18 protein-coding genes are annotated in these 21,300 nt (G+C 62.9%); 4 read left to right on the top strand and 14 right to left on the bottom strand.

Annotated features, from left to right (window positions below):
• Window positions 1-747, bottom strand: a complete 747-nt coding sequence (locus AAC023_RS03975) for an NAD(P)H-dependent oxidoreductase (RefSeq protein ID WP_339738356.1) — start codon at window positions 745-747, stop codon at window positions 1-3.
• A gap of 288 nt (window positions 748-1,035) precedes the next feature.
• On the opposite strand from AAC023_RS03975, the gene AAC023_RS03970 reads away from it, so the two are divergent.
• The 4 genes from AAC023_RS03970 to AAC023_RS03955 all read left to right on the top strand — a co-directional run bounded on the left by AAC023_RS03970 (window position 1,036) and on the right by AAC023_RS03955 (window position 5,704).
• Entirely contained in the window at window positions 1,036-2,562 is a 1,527-nt protein-coding gene (locus tag AAC023_RS03970) for a serine hydrolase domain-containing protein (protein ID WP_339738354.1), read from the top strand.
• Between the two features lie 99 nt (window positions 2,563-2,661).
• On the top strand, window positions 2,662-4,005 hold the full coding sequence (gene hemN / locus AAC023_RS03965; RefSeq protein WP_339738352.1) for an oxygen-independent coproporphyrinogen III oxidase: 1,344 nt from the start codon (window positions 2,662-2,664) through the stop codon (window positions 4,003-4,005).
• Between the two features lie 95 nt (window positions 4,006-4,100).
• Window positions 4,101-4,787, top strand: coding sequence for a DUF484 family protein (locus AAC023_RS03960; RefSeq protein WP_339738350.1), 687 nt, complete (start codon window positions 4,101-4,103; stop codon window positions 4,785-4,787).
• A complete protein-coding gene (locus AAC023_RS03955) occupies window positions 4,769-5,704 on the top strand; it encodes a tyrosine recombinase XerC (RefSeq protein ID WP_339738348.1) in 936 nt (311 codons plus the stop codon). The genes AAC023_RS03960 and AAC023_RS03955 overlap by 19 nt, the downstream gene beginning before the upstream one ends.
• A gap of 12 nt (window positions 5,705-5,716) precedes the next feature.
• On the opposite strand, the gene AAC023_RS03950 is transcribed toward AAC023_RS03955, so the two are convergent.
• The 13 genes from AAC023_RS03950 to AAC023_RS03890 form a co-directional block, all read right to left on the bottom strand.
• Window positions 5,717-6,265: a GNAT family N-acetyltransferase gene (locus AAC023_RS03950; RefSeq protein ID WP_339738346.1), complete on the bottom strand. Its 549-nt coding sequence runs from the start codon at window positions 6,263-6,265 to the stop codon at window positions 5,717-5,719.
• 217 nt (window positions 6,266-6,482) lie between these two features.
• Window positions 6,483-7,886 carry a dihydrolipoyl dehydrogenase gene (gene lpdA / locus AAC023_RS03945; RefSeq protein WP_339738344.1) on the bottom strand — a complete coding sequence of 468 codons (1,404 nt, stop codon included), beginning with the start codon at window positions 7,884-7,886 and terminating at the stop codon, window positions 6,483-6,485.
• 112 nt (window positions 7,887-7,998) lie between these two features.
• The gene (locus tag AAC023_RS03940; protein WP_339738342.1) at window positions 7,999-8,433 is read right to left on the bottom strand and encodes a hypothetical protein; all 435 of its coding nucleotides are present in this window, start codon (window positions 8,431-8,433) and stop codon (window positions 7,999-8,001) included.
• A 78-nt stretch (window positions 8,434-8,511) separates the two neighbouring features.
• Complete coding sequence (gene odhB / locus AAC023_RS03935; protein WP_339738339.1) at window positions 8,512-10,047, bottom strand: 2-oxoglutarate dehydrogenase complex dihydrolipoyllysine-residue succinyltransferase; 1,536 nt, start codon at window positions 10,045-10,047, stop codon at window positions 8,512-8,514.
• A 49-nt stretch (window positions 10,048-10,096) separates the two neighbouring features.
• Entirely contained in the window at window positions 10,097-13,081 is a 2,985-nt protein-coding gene (locus tag AAC023_RS03930) for a 2-oxoglutarate dehydrogenase E1 component (RefSeq protein ID WP_339738338.1), read from the bottom strand.
• Between the two features lie 196 nt (window positions 13,082-13,277).
• Window positions 13,278-14,186 (bottom strand): succinate--CoA ligase subunit alpha, encoded by a 909-nt coding sequence (gene sucD, locus AAC023_RS03925; RefSeq protein WP_339738337.1) that lies wholly within the window; start codon window positions 14,184-14,186, stop codon window positions 13,278-13,280.
• A complete protein-coding gene (gene sucC / locus AAC023_RS03920) occupies window positions 14,187-15,386 on the bottom strand; it encodes an ADP-forming succinate--CoA ligase subunit beta (RefSeq protein ID WP_339738335.1) in 1,200 nt (399 codons plus the stop codon). It lies immediately after the preceding gene.
• Window positions 15,387-15,492: 106 nt separating this feature from the next.
• Complete coding sequence (locus tag AAC023_RS03915) at window positions 15,493-16,749, bottom strand: hypothetical protein (RefSeq protein WP_339738333.1); 1,257 nt, start codon at window positions 16,747-16,749, stop codon at window positions 15,493-15,495.
• Window positions 16,750-16,870: 121 nt separating this feature from the next.
• Window positions 16,871-18,409, bottom strand: coding sequence for a hypothetical protein (locus AAC023_RS03910; protein WP_339738331.1), 1,539 nt, complete (start codon window positions 18,407-18,409; stop codon window positions 16,871-16,873).
• A 197-nt stretch (window positions 18,410-18,606) separates the two neighbouring features.
• A complete protein-coding gene (locus AAC023_RS03905) occupies window positions 18,607-19,035 on the bottom strand; it encodes a hypothetical protein (RefSeq protein WP_339738329.1) in 429 nt (142 codons plus the stop codon).
• A gap of 86 nt (window positions 19,036-19,121) precedes the next feature.
• Entirely contained in the window at window positions 19,122-19,667 is a 546-nt protein-coding gene (locus AAC023_RS03900) for a DoxX family protein (protein ID WP_339738327.1), read from the bottom strand.
• Window positions 19,664-20,419, bottom strand: coding sequence for a DNA-binding domain-containing protein (locus AAC023_RS03895; RefSeq protein ID WP_339738325.1), 756 nt, complete (start codon window positions 20,417-20,419; stop codon window positions 19,664-19,666). The genes AAC023_RS03900 and AAC023_RS03895 overlap by 4 nt, the downstream gene beginning before the upstream one ends.
• Window positions 20,412-21,266, bottom strand: a complete 855-nt coding sequence (locus AAC023_RS03890; protein ID WP_339738323.1) for a DUF692 domain-containing protein — start codon at window positions 21,264-21,266, stop codon at window positions 20,412-20,414. The genes AAC023_RS03895 and AAC023_RS03890 overlap by 8 nt, the downstream gene beginning before the upstream one ends.
• Window positions 21,267-21,300: the final 34 nt, after the last annotated feature.

Below are 21,300 nucleotides of genomic sequence, written 5' to 3'. Positions count from 1 at the left end.
CTAGCTGCGATGCTCCGGATTCTCGTAGTCGAAGCGGCAACCGGCTTTCCAGGCGTTTCGGTCATTGCCGTGACTGGGCAGGCCGCCGGCGGTTTTGAGCATGTGGGCCAGATGCATCAGATTCCAGCTCATGATGGTGGTGTTTCGCTGGGTGAAATCATTGTCGAAGCCGGCGCCGTCATCGCCATAGCTGGCACCGGGGCCGGCCTCGCCGATCCAGCCGCAATCGGCCTGGGGCGGGATAGTATAGCCGAGATGCCCGAGGGCGTAGAGAATGCCCATGGCGCAATGCTTGATGCCGTCCTCATTGCCGGTGATGACGCTGCCGCCGACCTTGCCATAGAAGATCGACTGCCCCTTCGCGTTCAGCTTGCCCGACTCGGCATAGAGCCGCTCGATCAGGCGGCGGCAGACCGAGCTTTCCTCGCCAAGCCAGATCGGCGTGCCGATCACCAGGATATCCGCCGCCATGACTTTGGCGCTGATCTGTGGCCAGTCATCGCGGGCAAAGCCGTGCCCGGTCATGTCGGGATAGACGCCCGGCGCCAGATCGAAATCGACCGGGCGCAGCATCTCCACCGCAACGCCATTGGCGGCCATGATGGCGCTGGAGACATTGAGCAGGCTCTCGGTGTGAGACGGCGTGCCGGCCGGTTTGAGGGTGCAGTTCAGGAAGAGCGCCGACAGGGATGAGAAGTCGAAATCATGGCCCTCACACAAGGCCTTCTGCTTCGCGTTGAGAACCATGGGCGCGCTCCTGTTTGGCTGGGCGAGATCGTGGGATGCAGGCAATGTAACGCAAAACACTTCGAGGTGACACGCACCCCTCGACCGAAAGCGCGAACCGGCGTTTGAGGTCTGTCACCTGGCGGCGATGCGGGCGCGGACCAGCTGCGCCAGGGCCGCTGGTTTTCCAGCCTGTGCCGGCGCAAACGCCGTGCTAGATCTGGAGGCCACGGGGTCAGCGGCCAGACCTTTCAGCCCGGGCATGGCGCCCGGCCGGAACAGGACCGCCAGCACAATCGGGGTTGTAGCATGGGAATTTCCTTTCAGGCGGGTGTGCTGGGCTTGAGCCTGGGCTTGATGACGGCGGCGTGCAGCGAACCGGCCGGGATGGAGGCGGCCCCGGCAGCCGGGACTGAACTGCCGGCCGCGACCGAAGCGGCACTGAATGCCCGCCTCGATGCCATGATGGAGGTTTACGCCCCGGTCGGATATTCCGTGGCGATTTTCCGCGGCGGGCAGCTCGTGTTTGAGCGCCATGACGGGCTCGAACGCCTGGGCCGGCCGGACGTGCCGACCGAGCATACGCTCTATGCCGTCTTCTCGATGTCCAAGCTTTTCTTCCTCATTGCGGTGATGCAATCGGTCGAACGCGGCGAACTCGACCTTGATGCCCCGATTGGCCAATATGTCGCCGACCTTCCCGAAGCGTGGCGGACGCTTCGCGTGCGGCAATTACTGGAGCACGCATCCGGACTGCCGGAATATTATTTCCACCCGAACGTGCCGGCAAATGCGCAGGACGCCATGACCTTGGTCCGTAACGCGGACTTCTTGAACCCGCCGGGCGATGTGTCCCGCTATAACCAGACCAATTTCCTGCTCGTTCTCAAGGCGCTGGAAGCCGTCAGCGGCCGCAGCTATGCCGATCTGGTCGGCAGCGATCAGATCGCGCGTCTCGGCCTGGAGGATTCAAGCTTTGGCGGCCGGATACTGGCTGATCAGGACCGGATCGTGCTGTATCGCGGACAGGACGCGGACGGAGCGTTGCTGGCTTCGGAATTTCCGGTCTACCCGCCCTATGTGCACTCTTCCGTCGGGCTCAATACCAGCCTGGCTGATCTGAAAGCCTGGACCCGGGCCCTGGTGGAGGGCGAACTGCTTGCCCGCCAGACCCTGCTCGATCACTGGCAGCCCATGCCACTCAATAATGGCCGCCCCGGCGCTTATGCCACTGGCTGGGAGTATCAGAACCTTGGCGAGTTCACGACTGTGGGGCATGGCGGCGGTGGCCGGGTCAATCTGATGCACGCCTTCCGGACCGGCGCGCCGGACGACAATGTGACCGTCATCTATCTCGACAATGGCGGGCCGCGCGAAACCTCGCAGCGGCGGCTGACCGCCGCGCTCGCCAATGAGATCGTGCCCGGCATTGCCACCAGGCTGCAAATCCTGTTCGAGGACCTCACCCCGGTCTACAGCGCACAGGGCTGGCCCGCCGTGCTGGAGCGACTCGATCGCCATGCGGACGCGGAAGGTCTTGACGGAGCCGGCCGGGAGGGCCTGCTCAACAGCTTCGGCTATAATCTGTTCAACGTCTACGGCCCGGCCGCGGCGCAAGACCCGTTTCGCACCAATGTCGAGCGCCATGCCAGCTCGCCCAATGTCCATGACAGTCTTGGCGAGGCGGTGTGGGCAGGCGGCGATCCTCTCTCTGCCCTTGGCCATTATCAGGCCGCGCTGGCCCTCGACCCGGGAAACCCGCGTATCGAGTCTGTCATTGCTGATCTCGAGCAGGAAATCGATACTGCCGCGGCGGCCGGCCCCGGCGAGGAATAGACAAGGCGCGCCGGCCCCGCTGCGGCGCCATGTCACCTGTGCTGCGGGGCCAGGCTTGATAAGTGTCAATACAGAACTTCGCACACGCTGGAGCGATCAATGACACTCTCCCCGACCCTGCTCAAATATGCCCGCCAGAATACGCCGCGCTATACCAGCTACCCCACGGCGCCGCATTTCCATGCCGGTATCGATGGCGATGTGTTTGGCGACTGGCTGGGGGCGCTGGACACGGATGCCGCCGGCTCGCTTTATCTCCACATCCCCTGGTGCCGCGAGATGTGCTGGTATTGCGGCTGCTCGACGCGGGCGACCACGCGCGATGAACCCGTCGCCAGCTATGCCGCGACCTTGCTGAAGGAAATCGATCTGGTCGCCGGCCGCATGGCCGGCCGGCGGCGCATCGCCCACATTCATTTTGGCGGCGGCACACCGACCATTCTCAGCGAAGACCAGCTCAGCGCCGTGATGGAAAGCCTGCGCCAGCGCTTTGACGTGCTGGATACGGCCGAAATCGCGATCGAGATCGATCCGCGCATTTTTACGGCCTCGCTGGCCAGTCATCTCGCCCGCCTGGGCTTCAACCGCGCCAGCCTCGGGGTGCAGACCTTTGATGCCGGCGTGCAGGCGAAGATCAATCGTATTCAGCCGCTTGAGACCGTCGCCGCCTGCGCTGACGCCCTGCGCGCGGCAGGCATCACCAATCTCAGCTTTGACCTGCTCTATGGCCTGCCCGGCCAGACGCTCGAGGCCTGCCGCGAGACCGTCACGGCGGCGCTGGCGCTGGAGCCCGACCGGTTCTCGGTGTTTGGCTATGCCCATGTGCCGCACATGAAACGGCATCAGAAACTGATCCGCGACGAGGACCTGCCCGGCACCGAAGCCCGCATCGAACAGGCCCTGGCCATCGCCGTCGCGGTGCAGGCGGCCGGCTATCATCCGATCGGGATTGATCATTATGCCCGCACCGGCGACGAAATGGCCCGGCAGGCGAATGCCGGGACGATGCGGCGCAATTTCCAGGGCTATACCACCGACCAGGCGAGTTTTCTGATCGGTCTCGGAGCCTCGGCGATCAGCCAGATGCCGGCGGGCTATGCCCAGAATACGGCCGATGTCGCCAGCTGGAGCCGGGCGATCGAATCGGGACATCTGGCGACAGCGCGTGGCATTGCCCAAAGCGGCGAGGATCGTATTCGCGGCGAGATCATCGAGCGCCTGATGTGTGACCTGGAAGCCGATCCCGACGCCATTGCGGCGCAGTTCGGCGGCGCCCTGGACCAGGCCGATCTCGATGATCTCCTCAGCGATGGCGTCATTCACCGGCAGGGGCGCCGGATCGCGATCGCCAATGATTACCGCATGCTGGCGCGGGTCGTGGCGGCGCGGTTTGACGGTTATCTGCAGGCCAATACCGCGGCGCGCCATTCCGTCAGCGTCTGATCGGCCCGCCAGTGCTGCAATTGCCGGGCCTGGTTTGCATTTCGGAAACCGTATCAGGCAAAGCTGCAGGCTGATCGCTATGGAGCCGAATCATCATGACGGAAAATCTCGAGGGCATGCTTGCCGAGCCGCTGGACGGTGAACGCGTCCGCGCCTTCCTGCTCTCCAATCCGGACTTCGTACGCGAGGATGCCGAACTGTTTGCGCAGATGGCGCAGCGCGAGACCGGCGAGGGAATTATCGATCTCGGGGCCGCAGCGCGAGCCAAGCTGCTGAGCGAATTGCGTCAGCTCAAATCGCTCAACTCCAGCATTGTCGAGACCGCGCGCGCCAATCTGGCGACCCAGTCGCAGATTCACATGGCCGTGCTGGCGCTGCTGGAAACCGACAATCTGGCCGCGCTCGACCGCAAGATTTCCAGCCGCCTGACCGGAGCGCTGGGCGTCGATGTCTGCCGCGTCCTCATCGAAGGACATGCGCCACTGGCGGCCGGGGAATCCATTCTCGGTGCAGCCGAGGGCTTTGTCGGCGAGGTGCTGGGCAATAAGGTCGAACGGCTGGGCCCGGTCAATCCCGACCGCGCGCACGCGCTCTACGGGCAGCAGGGCAAGCGCGTGAAATCGGAAGCGATTGTCCGGCTCGATTTCAACGGCCATGACGGGCTGATGGCGGTGGCGGCGCGCGACCACACCCTGTTCGAGTCCGGCCAGGGCACGGAATTGCTCAACTTCCTCGCCCGCTGCGTCGAACGGATGATCACACGATGGTTGCACGCGAGCTGAGCCTCCCCCTCGCCAATGCGCGAATGGTATTCGGCCAGCATCTGGCCGGCGAGCGCCGGCTGAGTCCGAAAACCGTCGAGGCCTATGGCCGCGATCTTGACCAATTTGCGGCGTTTCTCGGCAGGCATCTCGGACGCGGCGTCACGCTTGATGATCTGGCGGCATTGAAGGCGGCTGATTTTCGCGCCTTCATGGCGTCGCGGCGCCGCGACGGCCTGTCGGCACGTTCGCTGGCGCGCGCCCTCTCAGCGATCCGCACCTTCTACAGCTATGCGGAGCGGCGCTGGGGCGTCGAGAATGCGGCCCTGACCCTGATCGAAGGCCCCAGGCTGGGACGCTCCAAACCGAAACCCGTCAGCGAGGCCGGCGCCCGGGCGCTGATTGACGAGGCCGGACGCGCCCAGGGCGCGGACTGGATCGAGGCGCGCGATGTCGCCATTCTCTCGCTGCTCTATGGCTGCGGCCTGCGGATCTCCGAGGCATTGAGCCTGACCGGGCGCGACAAGGCCCTGCCCGACAGCATGCAGATCACCGGCAAGGGCGGCAAGACGCGGCTGGTGCCAATCCTGCCCGTCGTGCGCGAGGCGGTGGCAGCCTATGCCGCGATCTGCCCGTTCGAACTGACCGCCGACCAGGCCCTGTTCCGCGGCACGCGTGGCGGTGCGCTGGGACCTCGCACGGTGCAAAAGCTGATGGAAGACCTGCGCGCCCGCCTCGGCCTGGGTCCGACGGCGACGCCGCACGCCCTGCGTCACTCCTTCGCAACGCATTTGCTCGCCCATGGCGGCGATCTGCGCGCGATCCAGGAATTGCTCGGCCATGCCAGCCTGTCGACAACGCAGATCTATGCCGATGTCGAGGCGACGCGTCTGATGGCGATTTATGACGGGGCACATCCGCGCTCAAGAACGCGTTGATGCTTCGGCCGCTCAGGCGGCGAGCTGGGCCCGGTCGTGCGACCACAGGGTGACTTCAAACCCCTCTTCCGCATCCATATGCGTGGACACTTGTTTGAAACCGGCCTTTTCGAGCACCCGGTGAGAGGGATTGCGGTCGCTGCGGGTGCGGGCGATGACGCGTTTGACATTCTCATGGCCATAGGCCCAGCCCATCAGCGCGTTGACCGCCTCGGTCGCGAGACCCCGCTCGCGATAGGAGACCAGCATGGAATAACCGATTTCCACTTCGCCTTCGGCGGTGGGCGCGCCCTGGAATCCGCCAATGCCCAGAAGCCGGTTCATGATCGGCGAGACATAGACCCAGGCATACCAGCCAACCTGCTCGGGATGGGCGGCAAGCTGGTCACGATTCCACGACATCGCCGATGCATCCATCAGTTCGGGCGGCCAGGACGGCTCGCGCTCGACCCCGAGCGCCGCAAAGAAGGCCGGGCGATCATTGAGTTGCAGTTCCGCCAGCTCCCGGTCGAGAGCGACCAGCCGGAGGCGTTGCGAGACGATTTCGGTTCTGTCAGGCATTGAGCTGCGTTCCATTCACTCAACTCGGGCACCATTTCAGACCGATGGCGGCGCCGGAGTTTCGCTCTTCTGTGCGTTGTCATGCCGCATTATTCGCCGTTTGTCCTTACAAGATTTCGCGAGAACAGCCTGGCGCGGATCTGCGGATTCCGGCCAGTCCCGGCTCCCGCAGCAAACCCGAGCGTGAGTCGGAGCCTAGCAGAATTCACATCTCGTGTCAGGACTGCATGCTCCAGCCTTCCACGCCCATCGCCGCCTGACGCACCGCTTCGGTCAAGGTCGGATGCGGGTGGCAGGTGCGCGCGACATCCTCGGAGGAGGCGCGGAATTCCATGGCCAGACAGATCTCGGCGATCAATTCACCGACATTGGCGCCAATCATATGAGCCCCGAGAATCTCGTCAGTTTCCGCATCGGCAAGAATTTTTACAAATCCGTCCGTGGCATGATTGGCGCGGGCACGAGAATTCGCCTGGAAGGGGAATTTGCCCTTCTTGTATTTGCGCCCTTCCTGCTTGAGCTCGTCCTCGGTTTTGCCGACGGAGGCGAGCTCGGGATAGGTATAAACGACGCCGGGAATGACGCCGTAATTCACATGCCCCGCCTTGCCGGCTATGCGTTCGGCGCAGGCCACGCCCTCATCCTCGGCCTTGTGGGCGAGCATCGGGCCTGAGGTGCAATCGCCGACAACCCAGACATTCTCCGCCGAGGTACGGAAATGGTCATTGGCGATGACGCCGCGAGCATCAGGTTCGATGCCGACATTTTCCAGACCCAGACCTGCGGTAAAGGGCCGGCGGCCAATGCAGACCAGCACGGTGTCGGCCTCAATCGTCTCGGCCTCGCCGCCCTTGGCCGGTTCCAGCGTCACTTTCAGCGTGCCGGGATCGGAGCTGTCGACACCGGTGACCTTGGTTCCCAGGCGGAAATCCATGCCCTGTTTGGCAAAAATTCGCTGCGCGGTCTTGGCCAGCTCATTGTCCATGCCCGGCAGGATGCGGTCGAGATATTCGACCACGACAACCTCGGCGCCCAGGCGGCGCCAGACTGAACCAAGTTCGAGTCCGATCACGCCGGCGCCGATCAGGACCAGACGTCCCGGGACCTGTTTGAGATCCAGCGCACCGGTTGATGAGACGATACGCGCCTCGTCAATGGTCACGCCCGGCAGTGGCGTTACTTCGGAGCCTGTAGCGATCACGATATGCTTGGTATCGAGCACCGAAATGCCGCTATCGGTTTCGACCTGGACCTTGCCCTGGCCAAGGATCTTGCCCTTGCCGCGAATATATTCGGCACCGTTTTTCTTGAACAGGAATTCAATGCCCTTGGTCAAGCCGTCAACGGTCTCGTCCTTGTGCGCGAGCATGGCCGGCAGATCCAGCTCAACCTCGCCAGCAATGATACCCATGGCCGGAAATTCGGTCGTCGCGCTCTCGAACAGTTCGGAGGCATGCAACAGGGCCTTGGACGGGATGCAGCCGACATTCAGACACGTGCCGCCCAGCGTGCCGCGCATTTCGACGCAGGCCACTTTCAGCCCCAGCTGCCCGGCACGGATGGCGCAATTATAACCGCCGGGACCACCGCCGATAATGACAAGATCATAGGGTTCGGACATTTGGGCCTCACGGATTGGAAAGGAAGTCGGAATTGGACACGCTCACTATATGCAACCTTCTGGCAGCGAAGGTAAGGCCCGGCCTGCGGTCCGGGCCGGGTATGGCAGGCTGTCAGCCCGGCCGCTGCGGCCCGAAGCGCAAGACAGCGGCACCGAGCAGGACGGCGAAACTGGCGAGGTTCATGATGATATCGTGGATCAGGAAGGCCGGGCGGTCGACATTGAGATAGAGGGGTTCGGAGATAATCCAGATCCAGTATCCCAGATCCAGAGAAACAGCAGCGGCGGCCGTCAGAAAGGCCGGCTTGACGCCTTTCGGCCAGGCGACGATCAGCAGTATAGCGGTCGCCAGAAAGCCCGCCATATAGCTGGTCCAGATGGCCAGAAGCCAGGTGGGCACGTCCTGCAATGCCGTCAGGATGGCCGGCTCACTCGCGCCCAGGGGCAGGAACAGCCAGTCACCGGCCCAGGCTGCCAGCAAATAGGGCAGGCTGTAGGTGACGCGTCCGAGCGCGAGTATGATGATGATCCAGCGTAAGGTCTGCATTGGTACAACACTTATCCGTCGCTGGTTTTATCTTGGACCGGGTGCGCCCCGCCAGCTTCGTCCGATAGACGTCCCGGCCTAGAGATCGAACAGGAGACGCTGCGGATCTTCCAGATTTTCCTTCACGCGCACCAGCCAGGTGACGGCTTCCTTGCCATCAACAATGCGGTGATCATAGGACAGGGCGAGATACATCATCGGCCGGATCACGACTGCGCCATTCAGGGCGACCGGGCGCTCCTGGATCTTGTGCATGCCGAGAATGCCCGATTGCGGCGCATTCAGGATCGGCATCGACATCAGCGAGCCATAGACGCCGCCATTGGAGATGGTGAAGCTGGCGCCCTGCATTTCGTCAATCGTCAGCTTGCCGTCGCGGGCGCGCTTGCCCAGGCGGATGATTTCCTTCTCGATCTCGGCCAGCGACATCTGGTCGACATTGCGCACCACCGGCACAACAAGACCGCGCTCGGTGCCGACAGCGACGCCGATATCGTAGAAATTCTTGTAGATGATATCGCTGCCGTCGATCTCGGCATTGACCGAAGGAATCTCCTTCAGCGCCGCGACGCAGGCCTTGGCGAAGAAGCTCATAAAGCCGAGCTTGACGCCATGCTTGGCCACGAAAGCCTCCTGATGGGCTTTGCGCGCATCCATGATCGCGCCCATATCGGCTTCATTATAGGTCGTCAGGATGGCGGCCGCGTTCTGGGCATCCTTGAGGCGTTTGGCGATGGTCTGACGCAGGCGCGTCATGCGCACGCGTTCCTCGCGCGGCCCCGTATCGCGCGGCGCTGCGGCGGGAGCGGGAGCAGCGGCGGGCGCAGATGGCGCAGACGGAGCGGCAGCGGGCGCTGCGGCCGGGGCAGCGGCGGCCTGCAGCGCGTCACCCTTGGTGATACGGCCATCACGGCCCGAGCCCTCAATGGCGCCGGCATCGAGCTTGTTTTCCTCGATGATGCGGGCGGCCGATGGCATGGCCACGGCGTCACTGCCGCCGGCAGATGCGGCAGCGGCAGCCGGGGCGGAGGTGGCCGGAGCGGCAGAGGCTGCCGCGCCTTCGGTGATTTTCGCCACCACATCGCCCGGCGCAACGCTGTCGCCCTCGCCGACCATCAGCTCGGCGATCACGCCAGCGGCCGGTGACGGCACTTCGACAGCGACCTTATCTGTTTCGATCTCGACCAGGGCCTGATCGACGGTGACGCTATCGCCGACCTTCACCAGCCAGGCACCGATCGTGCCTTCGGTGACCGATTCGCCCATTTGCGGCACGGTCGCCTCGATCGTTTGACCGCCGCCGCTGGCCGGTGCGGGTGTCGCCTCTTCCTGAGCGGCCGGCTCGGCAGATGCAGATTCGGCCGCGGCGGCGGCTTCACCACCGGCGCTCATCGTCGCCAGCCTGGCGCCGATCTCGACGGTTTCGCCTTCCTCGACGAGGATGGTGCCAACGACACCGTCATTTTCTGCCCGGACCTCGACCGCGACCTTGTCGGTTTCGAGTTCGACGAGGACATCGTCTTTCTTGACTGTGTCGCCGGCCTTGACCGACCAGGTGCCAACGGTGGCTTCGGTGACGGATTCGCCGAGCTGTGGAACGGTGATGTCGGTCATGATGATGTCTTTCCTGTTGGCGACGGGATGGTCACGCGGCGGCCGGGGATCAACCCAGCGCCTCATTGACCAGCGTTTCCTGTTGATGCTTGTGCTTGGCGGCAATACCGGTTGCAGTCGAAGCGGAGGGCTGACGGCCGACATAGACCGGGCGTTTGGCGGCGCCGTCCAGCTTGCCGAGAACGAATTCGATATTGGGCTCGACGAAGGTCCAATAGCCCATATTGCGCGGCTCTTCCTGGCACCAGACGATCTCGGCCTGCGGGAAGCGGGCGAGTTCGGCGAGCAGCGCCTTGAACGGGAAGGGGTAGAGCTGCTCGACGCGCATCAGATAGACATCGTCGATATCCTTCTCCTCGCGCGCTTCGAGCAGGTCGAAATAGACCTTGCCGGTGCACAGGACGACGCGGCGGATCTCATTGTCCGGCTTGAGCACGGTGGTGGAATGCGAAATCTCGCCATCCAGCCGCGAGCTCGTATCAGCATCATCCCACAGGACGCGGTGGAAGGAGGAGCCTGGCCCCATCGCCGCGAGCGTCGAGACGCAACGCTTGTGACGCAGCAGGCTCTTGGGCGTCATGATGACCAGCGGCTTGCGGAAATTGCGATGGATCTGACGCCGCAGGATGTGGAAGTAATTCGCCGGCGTCGAACAGTTGGCGACCTGCATATTGTCCTGGGCGCATTGCTGCAGGAAACGCTCGGGACGGGCCGAGGAATGCTCGGGACCCTGGCCCTCATAGCCATGCGGCAAGAGCATCACCAGGCCGGACATGCGCAGCCATTTGCGCTCACCCGAGGAGATGAACTGGTCGATGATAACCTGGGCACCATTGGTGAAGTCACCAAACTGGGCTTCCCACATCACCAGCGTATTCGGTGCGGAAAGCGAATAGCCGTATTCGAAACCGAGCACGGCCTCTTCCGACAGCATGGAATCGACGACTTCATACTTCTTCTGGTCATCGCCGAGATGGTTGAGCATCGTATGGCGATCGCCCGTTTCCTGGTCGATAATGTGCGAATGGCGCTGCGAGAAAGTGCCGCGGCCGCAATCCTGGCCGGACAGTCGCACCGGGAAGCCCTCGGTCAAAAGCGTGCCGAAGGCGAGATGCTCGGCCGTCGACCAGTCAAGGCCCTCGCCGGACTCGATAGCGGCGCGGCGTGCGCCGATGACACGATCGAGCGTGCGGTGGATATTGATGCCTTCCGGCACCGTCGTCATCGCCATGCCGACGGCTTTCAGGCGCTCCATCGTCGCACTGGTCTCGCCCTTGCGATCATCGCTTTCGGGCAGGCCGAGGCCGGACCAGCGGCCGTCGAGCCAGTCGGCCTTCTCGCGTGAGAAGGACTTGCCGGCGTCAAATTCAGCCTCAAGGAAAAGGTCGAACTCGTTTTCCATCGCCTCGACTTCGGCCGCCGTCAGCGAGCCTTCGGCGATCAGCCTGTCCTGGTATTTCTTGCGGACCGGCGGCAAATCCTTGATCACCCGGTACATGATCGGCTGGGTGAAGGTCGGGTCATCGCCCTCATTATGGCCGTAGCGGCGATAGCAGAACATGTCGATCACGACATCCTTGCCGAAGAGCTGCCGGTATTCCGTCGCAATGCGCGTGGCGTGCACCACCGCTTCGGGATCATCGCCATTGACGTGGAAGATCGGCGCCTGGACCATCAGCGCCACATCGGACGGATAGGGGCTGGACCGGCTGTCCTTGGGATCGGTGGTGAAGCCGATCTGGTTATTGACGATGAAATGGATCGCACCGCCGGTACGGTGACCGCGCAGACCCGACAGGCCGAGACATTCCGTCACGATACCCTGGCCGGCAAAGGCGGCATCGCCGTGCAACAGAAGCGGCAGGACTTTCGAGCGCGGTGTGCCTGCCAGCTCGCGGCAATTCTGTTCCTGCTTGGCGCGTGCCTTGCCGAGCACGACCGGATCGACCGCCTCGAGATGCGATGGATTGGCGGTCAGCGAGAGGTGGACCCTGTTGCCGTCAAACTCGCGATCGGAGGAGGCGCCGAGATGGTATTTGACATCGCCGGAACCGAATTCTTCCTCGCCTTGGGTATTGCCGCCCTGGAATTCGTGGAAAATCTGGTGATAGGGCTTGCCCATCACCGCGCCGAGCACATTGAGCCGGCCACGATGCGGCATGCCGATAATGATGTCATCGACACCCATGGCGCCGCCGCGCTTGATGATCTGCTCCAGCGCCGGAATCATGGATTCGCCGCCATCGGCACCGAAACGCTTGGTGCCGGGATAGCGCTTGTGCAGGAATTGCTCGAAACGCTCGGTCTCGATCAGCTTGCCGAGAATGGCGCGCTTGCCGTCATTGGTGAAGCGGATTTCCTTGTCCGGCCCCTCGAAGCGCTCCTGCAGCCAGGCTTTCTCCTCCGGATTGGAGATATGCATGAATTCAATGCCGACCGGGCCGCAATAGGTGCGGCGCAGGATTTCCAGCATTTGCCGCGGCGTCGCCGTTTCCAGACCGAGATAGCCATCAATGAAGATGCTCTCATCCATCACCGACTCATCAAAACCATAGGTCAGCGGGTCGAGTTCCGGCTGCGCGCCCTGGTCGGCCAGGCCGAGCGGATCGAGATCGGCGGCCAGATGGCCGCGCATGCGATAGGCGCGGATCATCATGATGGCGCGGATCGAGGCCTGGGTCGCCTTGCGGATCGCGGCCGGGTCGGCCTGCGGCGCGGTGCGCTCCACATGGGCTGCAACTTTCTCGACCATCGCCGCCTCATCGGCACCGATATCGCCGAGCGCCGAGACCATCTCGCCATTGACGGCGCGCGGCCAGCCGGCGCGTTTCCAGCTCGGACCGGCCGCGGCGCGCCGGGAATCGGCAGCGGAATCGCCCATGGCGTTGAAGAATTGTCGCCAGCTGTCAGGAACACTCGCCGGATCGGCGGCGTAGGCGGCGGCCATCTGCTCGAGATAGACGGCGTTGGCGCCTTGCAGGAATGACGTATCCAGGAAGGATTGATTGTCGGAAGAGCGGGTCTGGTCAGACATGGGGGGAAGGCCTGAAATCGCAAAAAGATCCGTAACGGACTAAGCCGATACGGTTAACAACCATCTATGGCCGTTCTGTGGAAAACAGAAGGTTTTCGCAGGCGACTGGTGCCAACTTGCTGACAGGCGACGCCAGACATGAAAAAGCCGCGCCGGGACGGACCCGCGCGCGGCCTGTTCATGTCAGCGCAAAGGCTCAGCCCTTGAGCAATTCCGCCAGCGTGGTGCCGAGGCGGGCCGGGCTTGGCGAGACGGTGATACCGGCCGATTTCATGGCTTCGATCTTGTCTTCCGCGCCGCCCTTGCCGCCGGAGACGATGGCGCCCGCATGGCCCATGGTGCGGCCTGGCGGGGCTGTAACCCCGGCGATGAAGCCGACGGTGGGCTTGGAGCGGCCCTTCTTGGCCTCATCCTTGAGGAATTGCGCCGCGTCTTCTTCAGCCGAGCCGCCGATTTCGCCAATCATGATCATCGACTTGGTTTCCGGATCGGCGAGGAAAAGCTCGAGCATGTCGATGAATTCGGTGCCCTTGACCGGGTCGCCGCCAATGCCGACAGCCGTGGTCTGGCCAAGGCCGACCTGGCTGGTCTGGAACACGGCTTCATAGGTCAGCGTGCCGGAGCGCGAAACGACTCCGACCGAGCCCTTCTTGAAGATCGAGCCCGGCATGATGCCGATCTTGCACTCTTCAGGGGTCAGGATGCCCGGGCAATTGGGGCCGAGCAGGCGGGAACTGGATTTCTCCAGCCGCGCCTTGACCTTGACCATGTCGAGCACGGGAATGCCCTCGGTGATGCAGACGATGAAGGGGATTTCCGCCTCGATCGCTTCAATGATCGCGGCGCCGGCCCCTGCAGGCGGCACATAGATCACCGAGGCATCGGCCTTGGTGGCGTCCTTGGCTTCAGCCACGGAAGCAAAGATGGGCAGGCTTGCCGCACCGTCGAGCCCGGACGACCAGGTCGTGCCACCCTTTTTCGGGTGCACGCCGCCGACCATTTTGGTGCCGTAATAGGCCAGCGCCTGTTCAGTGTGGAACGTACCGGTCTTGCCGGTCAGGCCCTGGACGATGATGCGCGTGTCTTTATTGACGAGGATCGACATCTATTTGGCCTCCTTCACGGCGGCGACAATCTTCTGGGCCGCGTCGTCGAGATCGTCCGCGGCGATCACATTGAGACCGGATTCATTGATGATCTTCTTGCCGAGCGCGACATTGGTGCCCTCGAGGCGCACCACCAGCGGCACTTTCAGCCCGACTTCCTTGACCGCGGCGACCACGCCCTCGGCGATGACGTCGCAGCGCATGATGCCGCCGAAGATATTGACCAGAATGCCTTTGACGTTCGGGTCAGCGGTGATGATCTTGAAGGCCGCCGTGACTTTCTCGGTCGTGGCACCGCCACCGACATCGAGGAAGTTGGCCGGCTCGGCGCCATAGAGCTTGATGATGTCCATCGTCGCCATGGCGAGACCGGCACCATTGACCATGCAGCCGATATCACCGTCGAGGGCGACATAGGCGAGGTCATGCTTGGAGGCCTCGATTTCCTTGGCGTCTTCCTCGGTCGTATCGCGCAATTCCATGATGTCGGGATGGCGGAAGAGCGCATTGCCGTCGAAGGAGACCTTGGCGTCGAGCACCCGCAAATGACCGTCTTCCATGACGATCAGCGGATTGACCTCGAGCATGCTCATATCCTTCTCGGTGAAGGCCTTGTAGAGGATTTTCGCCAGCGAACCCATGTCGGCACGCGCTGTGCCGGTCAGCTTCAGCGCATCGGAAATCCGGTCCGCGTCGGCGTCGGTGACACCGGCGAGCGGTTCGATATTCAGCGTCTGGATCTTTTCCGGGGTTGCATGGGCAACCTCCTCGATATCCATGCCGCCTTCAGTCGAGACCACGAAGGCAACCTTGCCGGTTTCGCGATTGACCAGGATGGAGAGATAGAGTTCGCGATCGATATCGGCACCGTCCTCGATATAGAGGCGGTTGACCTGTTTGCCGGCCGGGCCCGTCTGGTGCGTGACCAGCGTATTGCCGAGCATTTCACGTGCGTTCTTGACCACATCCTCTTTCGAGAAGGCGAGGCGAACGCCGCCCTTGGCGTCAGGGCCGAGCTCCTGGAACTTGCCCTTGCCGCGTCCGCCGGCATGGATTTGGGATTTGACGACCCAGAGCGGCCCGGGGAGCTTGTCGGCGGCGGCCTTGGCCTCGTCGACGGAGAAAATCGCAACGCCTTCGGCGACAGGCGCGCCAAAGCTTTTCAGGACGGCTTTCGCCTGGTGTTCATGGATATTCATGTGTGCGGGCCTCGCGTGGGGAGAGATCGACAGATAGGCCGGATGGAACCCGCCTTATAACACCCGCCCGCTTCAGCGCAACGCCTTCGCTCGGACGGGTTTTCATTCAGATATGAACCACATTGGCCTGGTCATCGGGCGGCCGGGCCCGGTGGACGATATCGTTGAATTCCAGCGGCCGCGCCGGCGCGGGCATGCTCTGGTCGGCCCCGATCAAATCGCCGCTGAACAGCCGCACGCCAGCACTGACCGAAGCGCCGAGCAGGGACGCGTTCTCGACCTGGGTCAGAAAAGTCTCGGCCTTCATGTCCTGCGCGGCGGTCACCAGACCCAGCACGGCCTGGACCGTCGAACTGCTCACCTCGCCATCACCAAGGCGGTGGGGAATTTCCGTGCCGAACACACTGACGCCGCTGCCCTCGAACCGGCGCAAATCCGCGACACCATAAGGCAGGCGCGCAATGATTTTCGAACCGAAGGGCATCATGGAGCGAAACAATTCCTGCATCTGCGCCTCAGGCGCGCCGGCGGGAATCGCATCAATGCGCAGCTGGAAATGACGCCGGATCGGGACCGGGACAGATTGCAGAATCGCAAAATAGCTCATCCGTTCGGAGAGCGAGGAAATCGTGTCGTAATGCACCGGTATGATTATGCCGCAATTGCCGCCGCTCGTATGGACACGCTGGAAACCGCGCTGGGCCGCGATGGCGACGGAATGGTCGAGCAAGCGATTGAGCGGGCGCGAATCGAGGACCGAAAAGGTGTCTCGGCCATAGGCCGGCCAGCCATTGACCATCCGGCGGGCGACGCACAGATGGTGGGTGATGGCATTCATGCGGGCGTCCCAGCAGGGCTTGAAGACAATCTCGTCCCAGGGCGTCGCCCGGCTCTTGCTGGCCGCCGCCGTCCAGCGCGGCGATGTCGGCCCGGCTTCGCCACCCATCTCCGCTTCAGCCGAACCCATGGCTCGGGTTTCAGGCTCGTCTGGCTGCGTGCTGGCGATGATTTCAAGAAATTCCTCGGTCGAGACGCTGCGGGATTCCGCTCCGAGCTTCAAGCTCTCCAGCGCCCGGTCACCAAGGAAGAAGGTGCAGAGTTCGGCCGTGATTTCCGCGACTTTTTCCGCCGCGTCATCGCCGCTCAAAACGCCGAAGATAATCAGGAACCCACCCTGACAACGGAAGACCACATCGTCCCGGTCGAGTCGCTTCTCGATGAAATGGGCGCTGACATCATAGATCTTGGTACGCAGATGTTCCCAGTCAGAGCCGGCGCGTTGCTTCACCTCCTCGAGATTGAGGAATTGAAGCTGACCCATCTCGACCTTCGCGCGGCCCGCGAGCGCCAGTTTGAGTTTCATTTTGAGTTCGGGCTGCATCGCGTTCCTGCTCCAGCCTCCTAGAGAACACCCGGGAGTGCAAACAGACGGTTACGGCAGGCGCGTGGCGGGTGTTTTCAGCAGCCGGATTGGCGACAGGGGTCTAGCTCCCATATCCCAGCAATTCCTGGTCGGACTCGCGTATCTCCTCGGCGCGCGCCAGCAAGGCCGCAAATGGAACCGCCTGTTTGGGCACCGGCAAAGCGGTATCCGTGCCGATAGCATCGCCGGCAAATCCGCGGATACCGACACTGATGCCGGCGACCAAGGCTTCAAAACTGTCCACCTGGTTGAGCGCCGTTCCGGCCCCCTGCTGCTGCGCAGCCTTGGTTCGCCGGCCGAGCATTTCGATGTGCGCGTCAGAGATTTCCCCGGCGCGAATTGAAGCCGGGATGTCAGCTCCGAAAATATCGATCCCGCAATCTTCAAATCGGCTCAGATCCGTCTGATCGAAAGGAATCGTGGCGAATAGGTTTGACCCGAACCACTTCATCGAGCGGAACATGTCCTGCATCTGCGCCAGCGGTGCGTCGGCCGGAATATGGTCCACCCTCAGGAAGAAGTGCCGCCGCAGATGCGGAGGCACAACTTGCAGGATCGAAAAATAGCTGACGCGGTCAGCGACGGTTCGGATCGTGTCATAGTGGACCGGAATGCAGATATTGCAGCTATCGCCGCGCGCATACATTTTTTGAAAGCCACGCTGGGCGGCGATCGCCACGGCGCGATCGAGCGCGCTGTGCAGATCGGCGGCGCGACTGCCCAGCAGCGTGTCACGTCCATAATACACGGCACCACCCTCGAAGCGCCGGGCCAGACATATGTTGGAACAGATCGCATTCTCCGCCGCATCCCAGCACGGCTTGAAAATGATATCATCCCATTGCCGGGTCGAGTCGGCCTGCACCGGATCGGCCAGCGCCGGCTCACTCATCACATTGGCCGTTTCACTATCCTTCGAGCGCGCGATCCGCGGATTGCTCCCGGCGCCCTCTCGGCCGATCTCCACACCACCGGGGTATGGCGGCTGAGACGATTTTGAAGCCTCCCGTTCCTGCCATCGCCCGGTCGCCTTGGCCGCGTTTCGAGCTTCCGTCTGCAGGCCGGATTTCTGTGCGGGCGAAGCGGCATCGCCCTCAACCCACCGGGCGACGGGCTTGGGGACCGGCGATCCCGTTTCGCGGCCAAGCACCGTTGCGGACTTCTCGCGCTTGTCACCCTGAGCCCATTTGGCATCCTTGCCGGGCGCGTCATCGGGCGCCTTGGCCGCGCGCCGGCGCCCGCCGGCAGCGGCTTCGGCGGGATCGGCCTGGGCACTCATCTGGATAAATTGTGCGAACTCCGCCGCATTGACCTTGCGCGCGCACGCATTGATGTCGAGATTTTTGAGAATCTGGTCCCCGAGGAAGAAGACGTTGAGTTCCTGCGAGAGGACTTCGAGCCGGGCCCGTGATTCTTCCGCTGACAAATGCGCGAAAATCAGGATGAAACCGCCACGGCAGCGCACCACAACATCGTCGGGATGTACCCGCTTTTCTACGAAGTGAGCTGCGACGCTATAGATTTTCTTGCGGACATCGATCCAGCGGTCACCGGTCTCGACCTTGACCATTTCAAGATTGAGGAATTGGAATTCATTCATTTCTGCCGGAGAGCGGCCAGCCAGAGCTTTCTTCAAACGCTCCTCAAGTCCCGACGACATGCCTATTCCATTTCAACAACTTGCCCGTTCAAAGGCGAACGTGGCGAATACTGTCGGTGAAATGCGATCCGTTCAAATCATCAATAATGCATCGTTATGAAATGATTTACCTTTTTGAAATTTCGGCCAAGTCTGTCCTAGCGCAAGGTCGCCATGATGGCGCCGTCAACCGACAATCCGCCGCCCCCGCGAACACACAGATAAAAGGCCAGGGCGCCATACACGGCCGCGCTCGTCCAGGCCTGCGGGGCGACCCACCAGGCGAAAATCACGGCGGCCAGCAAGAGGGCCAGACCGACCAGACGCGTCAGGAAGCCGACGGCGAGCATGGCTGCCGCCAGATGGGCCCCCCAGACCGCGACCTGCGCCAATTGCGTGGGCGCCACCAGCGGCACGGCCCAGATCTCGGCAGCACCCACGGCTGCCGGGACCACTTCGGGCCAGTCGGCCGCATAGGCGCGGCCCCAGGCCCACAAGCCCGGGATCAGCGACCCGCGCAACGCCGCGCCGACAATCCAGTCCGGCATGAAACGCTCGGCGCGCGCTGTGGTTTCGATGTCCTGCATGCTCGTCCCCGATACCCCGGGCCTCCATCGGAGGCCGACTGGCGGCAAGCATGCATGCCGCGCCGGACGCTGGCAATCTCATGCACCTAACGCGCGAAATGGCGTCCGGCCCAGTGGTCGATCGAGACGCGTCCGGGCCCGTATCCGGCGAGAAAAATCGCCATCACCACCCATAGGGCATGCGCGCTCCACCAGGCCTCCGGATAGACGAAGACCTGGATCACCAGTGTCATGCCGAGCAAGGCCAGCGCCGAAAAGCGGGTCAACAGGCCCAGCACCAGAAGGATGGGGAAGCTGAATTCGGCCAGGGTCGCCATCCAGGCCGCGATCTCTGTCGGGATCAGGGGCAGCGCATATTCGGTCTCGAACAGCGTCAATGTCGACGCTTTCAGACTGAGCGGGATTTCCGGCAGGCGCAGATGCGAACGCTGCACCGCGAAATCATTGATCATCTCGGTGTAGGAGAAAGCCCCGGCAGTCTGCACCTTGGTCAGAAGCGAGCGCCAGAACACCCCGGCCAGGGTCAGCCGGGCGAGGAGTTTGAGGACATCGCCGGCCAGAAAGCGTTGCACCAGTTCAATCAGGCGCTGATGGGCCTGCGGCACGGTTTTGATACGGGCGGCAATCGTCATGATCTGGATCCTGCAAGAATTGAACTGGAAATGGCTTCACCGAACAGGTCAGCGGCCTTGTGGGCGGCATCGACCAGGGTGGCGGCATGGGCCGCATCCTGCAGGTTCCCGCCCTGCGCCAGCGTGGCCAGAAAAGCGTGATCGGCGGGAGCCAGGGCGCGATGGCGCACGGTGCCGCGATGGCGCCAGACAAGGGCAAAATCCGGTGCCGGCTCGAGCACGATACGCGCCGGTTCCGCATCATCGCGATTGCTGCGCCAGATCGCATAGGCAGGCCATTGCGAAGACCACAGACTAGCCGAAGGGTGCAGGCCCGGCGCCAGTTGCGGCAAGACATCCGGCGCCAGGCCTGCAAGCTGGCCGGCATCAAGGGCCGGCGCGTCGGCCGCGTGGTGGGCCTCCAGCCAGGCCCGGTCAAGGCGGGCGACATCACCGAGATAGACCAGCCCGGCCGCGGGCGCATAGGTGTCGATAAAGCCGGCAAAGCCTCCGCCATATTGGCTCATCACGGGATCAGTCGGCGGAACGGCCTGCCAATAGGCCTTGGCCATAGGCGCAAAGAAATCGGCGCCGACCAGCCGCTCGACCACCGGATATGCGGCACGCAGGACCTCGATCACGCCGTGAACGACATTATTGCGATAGACGGCCATGCGGCGCAGCGCAGACGGCGTTGTCAGCCAGGGTTCGAGCGTCGACGCATCGCTGCTCGTGATCGCGGCGGCAAAATCGGCATGAAAATCGTCAGACATGGCCGTGTTCCACCTCGCGGACGCGATCGAGCACGCCCTGCGCCCGATTACGTTCGGCAAGCAATTCGCCAAAGGCGGGAATATTATTGTCGCGCTCGATCAGAACCGGCCTGGGTCCGAGCCGTGCAATCACCGCCTCATAGAGTGTCCAGACCGCACCGGCGATGGGCGCACCATGGGTGTCGATCAGCAATTCATCGCCCAGCCCGGCATCGGCTTCATGGCCGGCAAGGTGGATTTCGCCGACCGCCTCGACCGGGATGGTGTCGAGCCAGGCCTTGATGTCGAAACCGAGATTATGGGCACTGACATGAAGATTATTGATGTCGAGCAAGAGCCCGCAGCCGGTGCGCCGGACGGTTTCGGCGAGGAAATGAGCTTCCGGAATCTCTTCGCGCAGCGGCAGATAGCGTGAAGGGTTCTCAATCAGGACCGAAAACCCCAATGCCGACTGCATCGCATCAACATGCTCACAAAAGCGGTCGAGCGCTGCGCCGGTCATCGGGGTGGGCAGGAGATCATTGAAATAGCTGCCTGAATGCACCGACCAGGCGAGATGTTCGGATATCCGCACCGGCTCATACCGGTCGATCAGGGTTTTCCAGCGCTGCAAATGCGCCGGGTCGGGCGGTTCCAGACCGCCCAGTGACAGGCCGACCCCGTGCAGCGAGACCGGCTTGTTCGCCCGTATGGCATCAAGCCAGGCCAGGCGCGGGCCGCCGGCCGACATATAATTCTCGGGATGAACCTCGAACCACAGGCCGGCCGCCTGCTCATCCAGAGCCGCGCGATAATGCTCCGGCTTCAGGCCAAGGCCTGCTGAAGGGGATGTTTCAGGGATGGACAAGCGACCTCGCCTCGCGATGCGCTCCCCAGGGGGC

The organism is uncultured Maricaulis sp., from assembly GCF_963976135.1.
GTDB lineage: Bacteria > Pseudomonadota > Alphaproteobacteria > Caulobacterales > Maricaulaceae > Maricaulis.
This window is presented reverse-complemented; position numbering and strand designations above follow the sequence as displayed.

Coding starts and splice junctions, on each gene's coding strand:
- AAC023_RS03975 (WP_339738356.1), bottom strand. CDS start 747: ATGGTTCTCAACGCGAAGCAGAAGGCCTTGTGTGAGGGCCATGATTTC.
- AAC023_RS03970 (WP_339738354.1), top strand. CDS start 1,036: ATGGGAATTTCCTTTCAGGCGGGTGTGCTGGGCTTGAGCCTGGGCTTG.
- hemN (WP_339738352.1), top strand. CDS start 2,662: ATGACACTCTCCCCGACCCTGCTCAAATATGCCCGCCAGAATACGCCG.
- AAC023_RS03960 (WP_339738350.1), top strand. CDS start 4,101: ATGACGGAAAATCTCGAGGGCATGCTTGCCGAGCCGCTGGACGGTGAA.
- AAC023_RS03955 (WP_339738348.1), top strand. CDS start 4,769: ATGGTTGCACGCGAGCTGAGCCTCCCCCTCGCCAATGCGCGAATGGTA.
- AAC023_RS03950 (WP_339738346.1), bottom strand. CDS start 6,265: ATGCCTGACAGAACCGAAATCGTCTCGCAACGCCTCCGGCTGGTCGCT.
- lpdA (WP_339738344.1), bottom strand. CDS start 7,886: ATGTCCGAACCCTATGATCTTGTCATTATCGGCGGTGGTCCCGGCGGT.
- AAC023_RS03940 (WP_339738342.1), bottom strand. CDS start 8,433: ATGCAGACCTTACGCTGGATCATCATCATACTCGCGCTCGGACGCGTC.
- odhB (WP_339738339.1), bottom strand. CDS start 10,047: ATGACCGACATCACCGTTCCACAGCTCGGCGAATCCGTCACCGAAGCC.
- AAC023_RS03930 (WP_339738338.1), bottom strand. CDS start 13,081: ATGTCTGACCAGACCCGCTCTTCCGACAATCAATCCTTCCTGGATACG.
- sucD (WP_339738337.1), bottom strand. CDS start 14,186: ATGTCGATCCTCGTCAATAAAGACACGCGCATCATCGTCCAGGGCCTG.
- sucC (WP_339738335.1), bottom strand. CDS start 15,386: ATGAATATCCATGAACACCAGGCGAAAGCCGTCCTGAAAAGCTTTGGC.
- AAC023_RS03915 (WP_339738333.1), bottom strand. CDS start 16,749: ATGAAACTCAAACTGGCGCTCGCGGGCCGCGCGAAGGTCGAGATGGGT.
- AAC023_RS03910 (WP_339738331.1), bottom strand. CDS start 18,409: ATGAATGAATTCCAATTCCTCAATCTTGAAATGGTCAAGGTCGAGACC.
- AAC023_RS03905 (WP_339738329.1), bottom strand. CDS start 19,035: ATGCAGGACATCGAAACCACAGCGCGCGCCGAGCGTTTCATGCCGGAC.
- AAC023_RS03900 (WP_339738327.1), bottom strand. CDS start 19,667: ATGACGATTGCCGCCCGTATCAAAACCGTGCCGCAGGCCCATCAGCGC.
- AAC023_RS03895 (WP_339738325.1), bottom strand. CDS start 20,419: ATGTCTGACGATTTTCATGCCGATTTTGCCGCCGCGATCACGAGCAGC.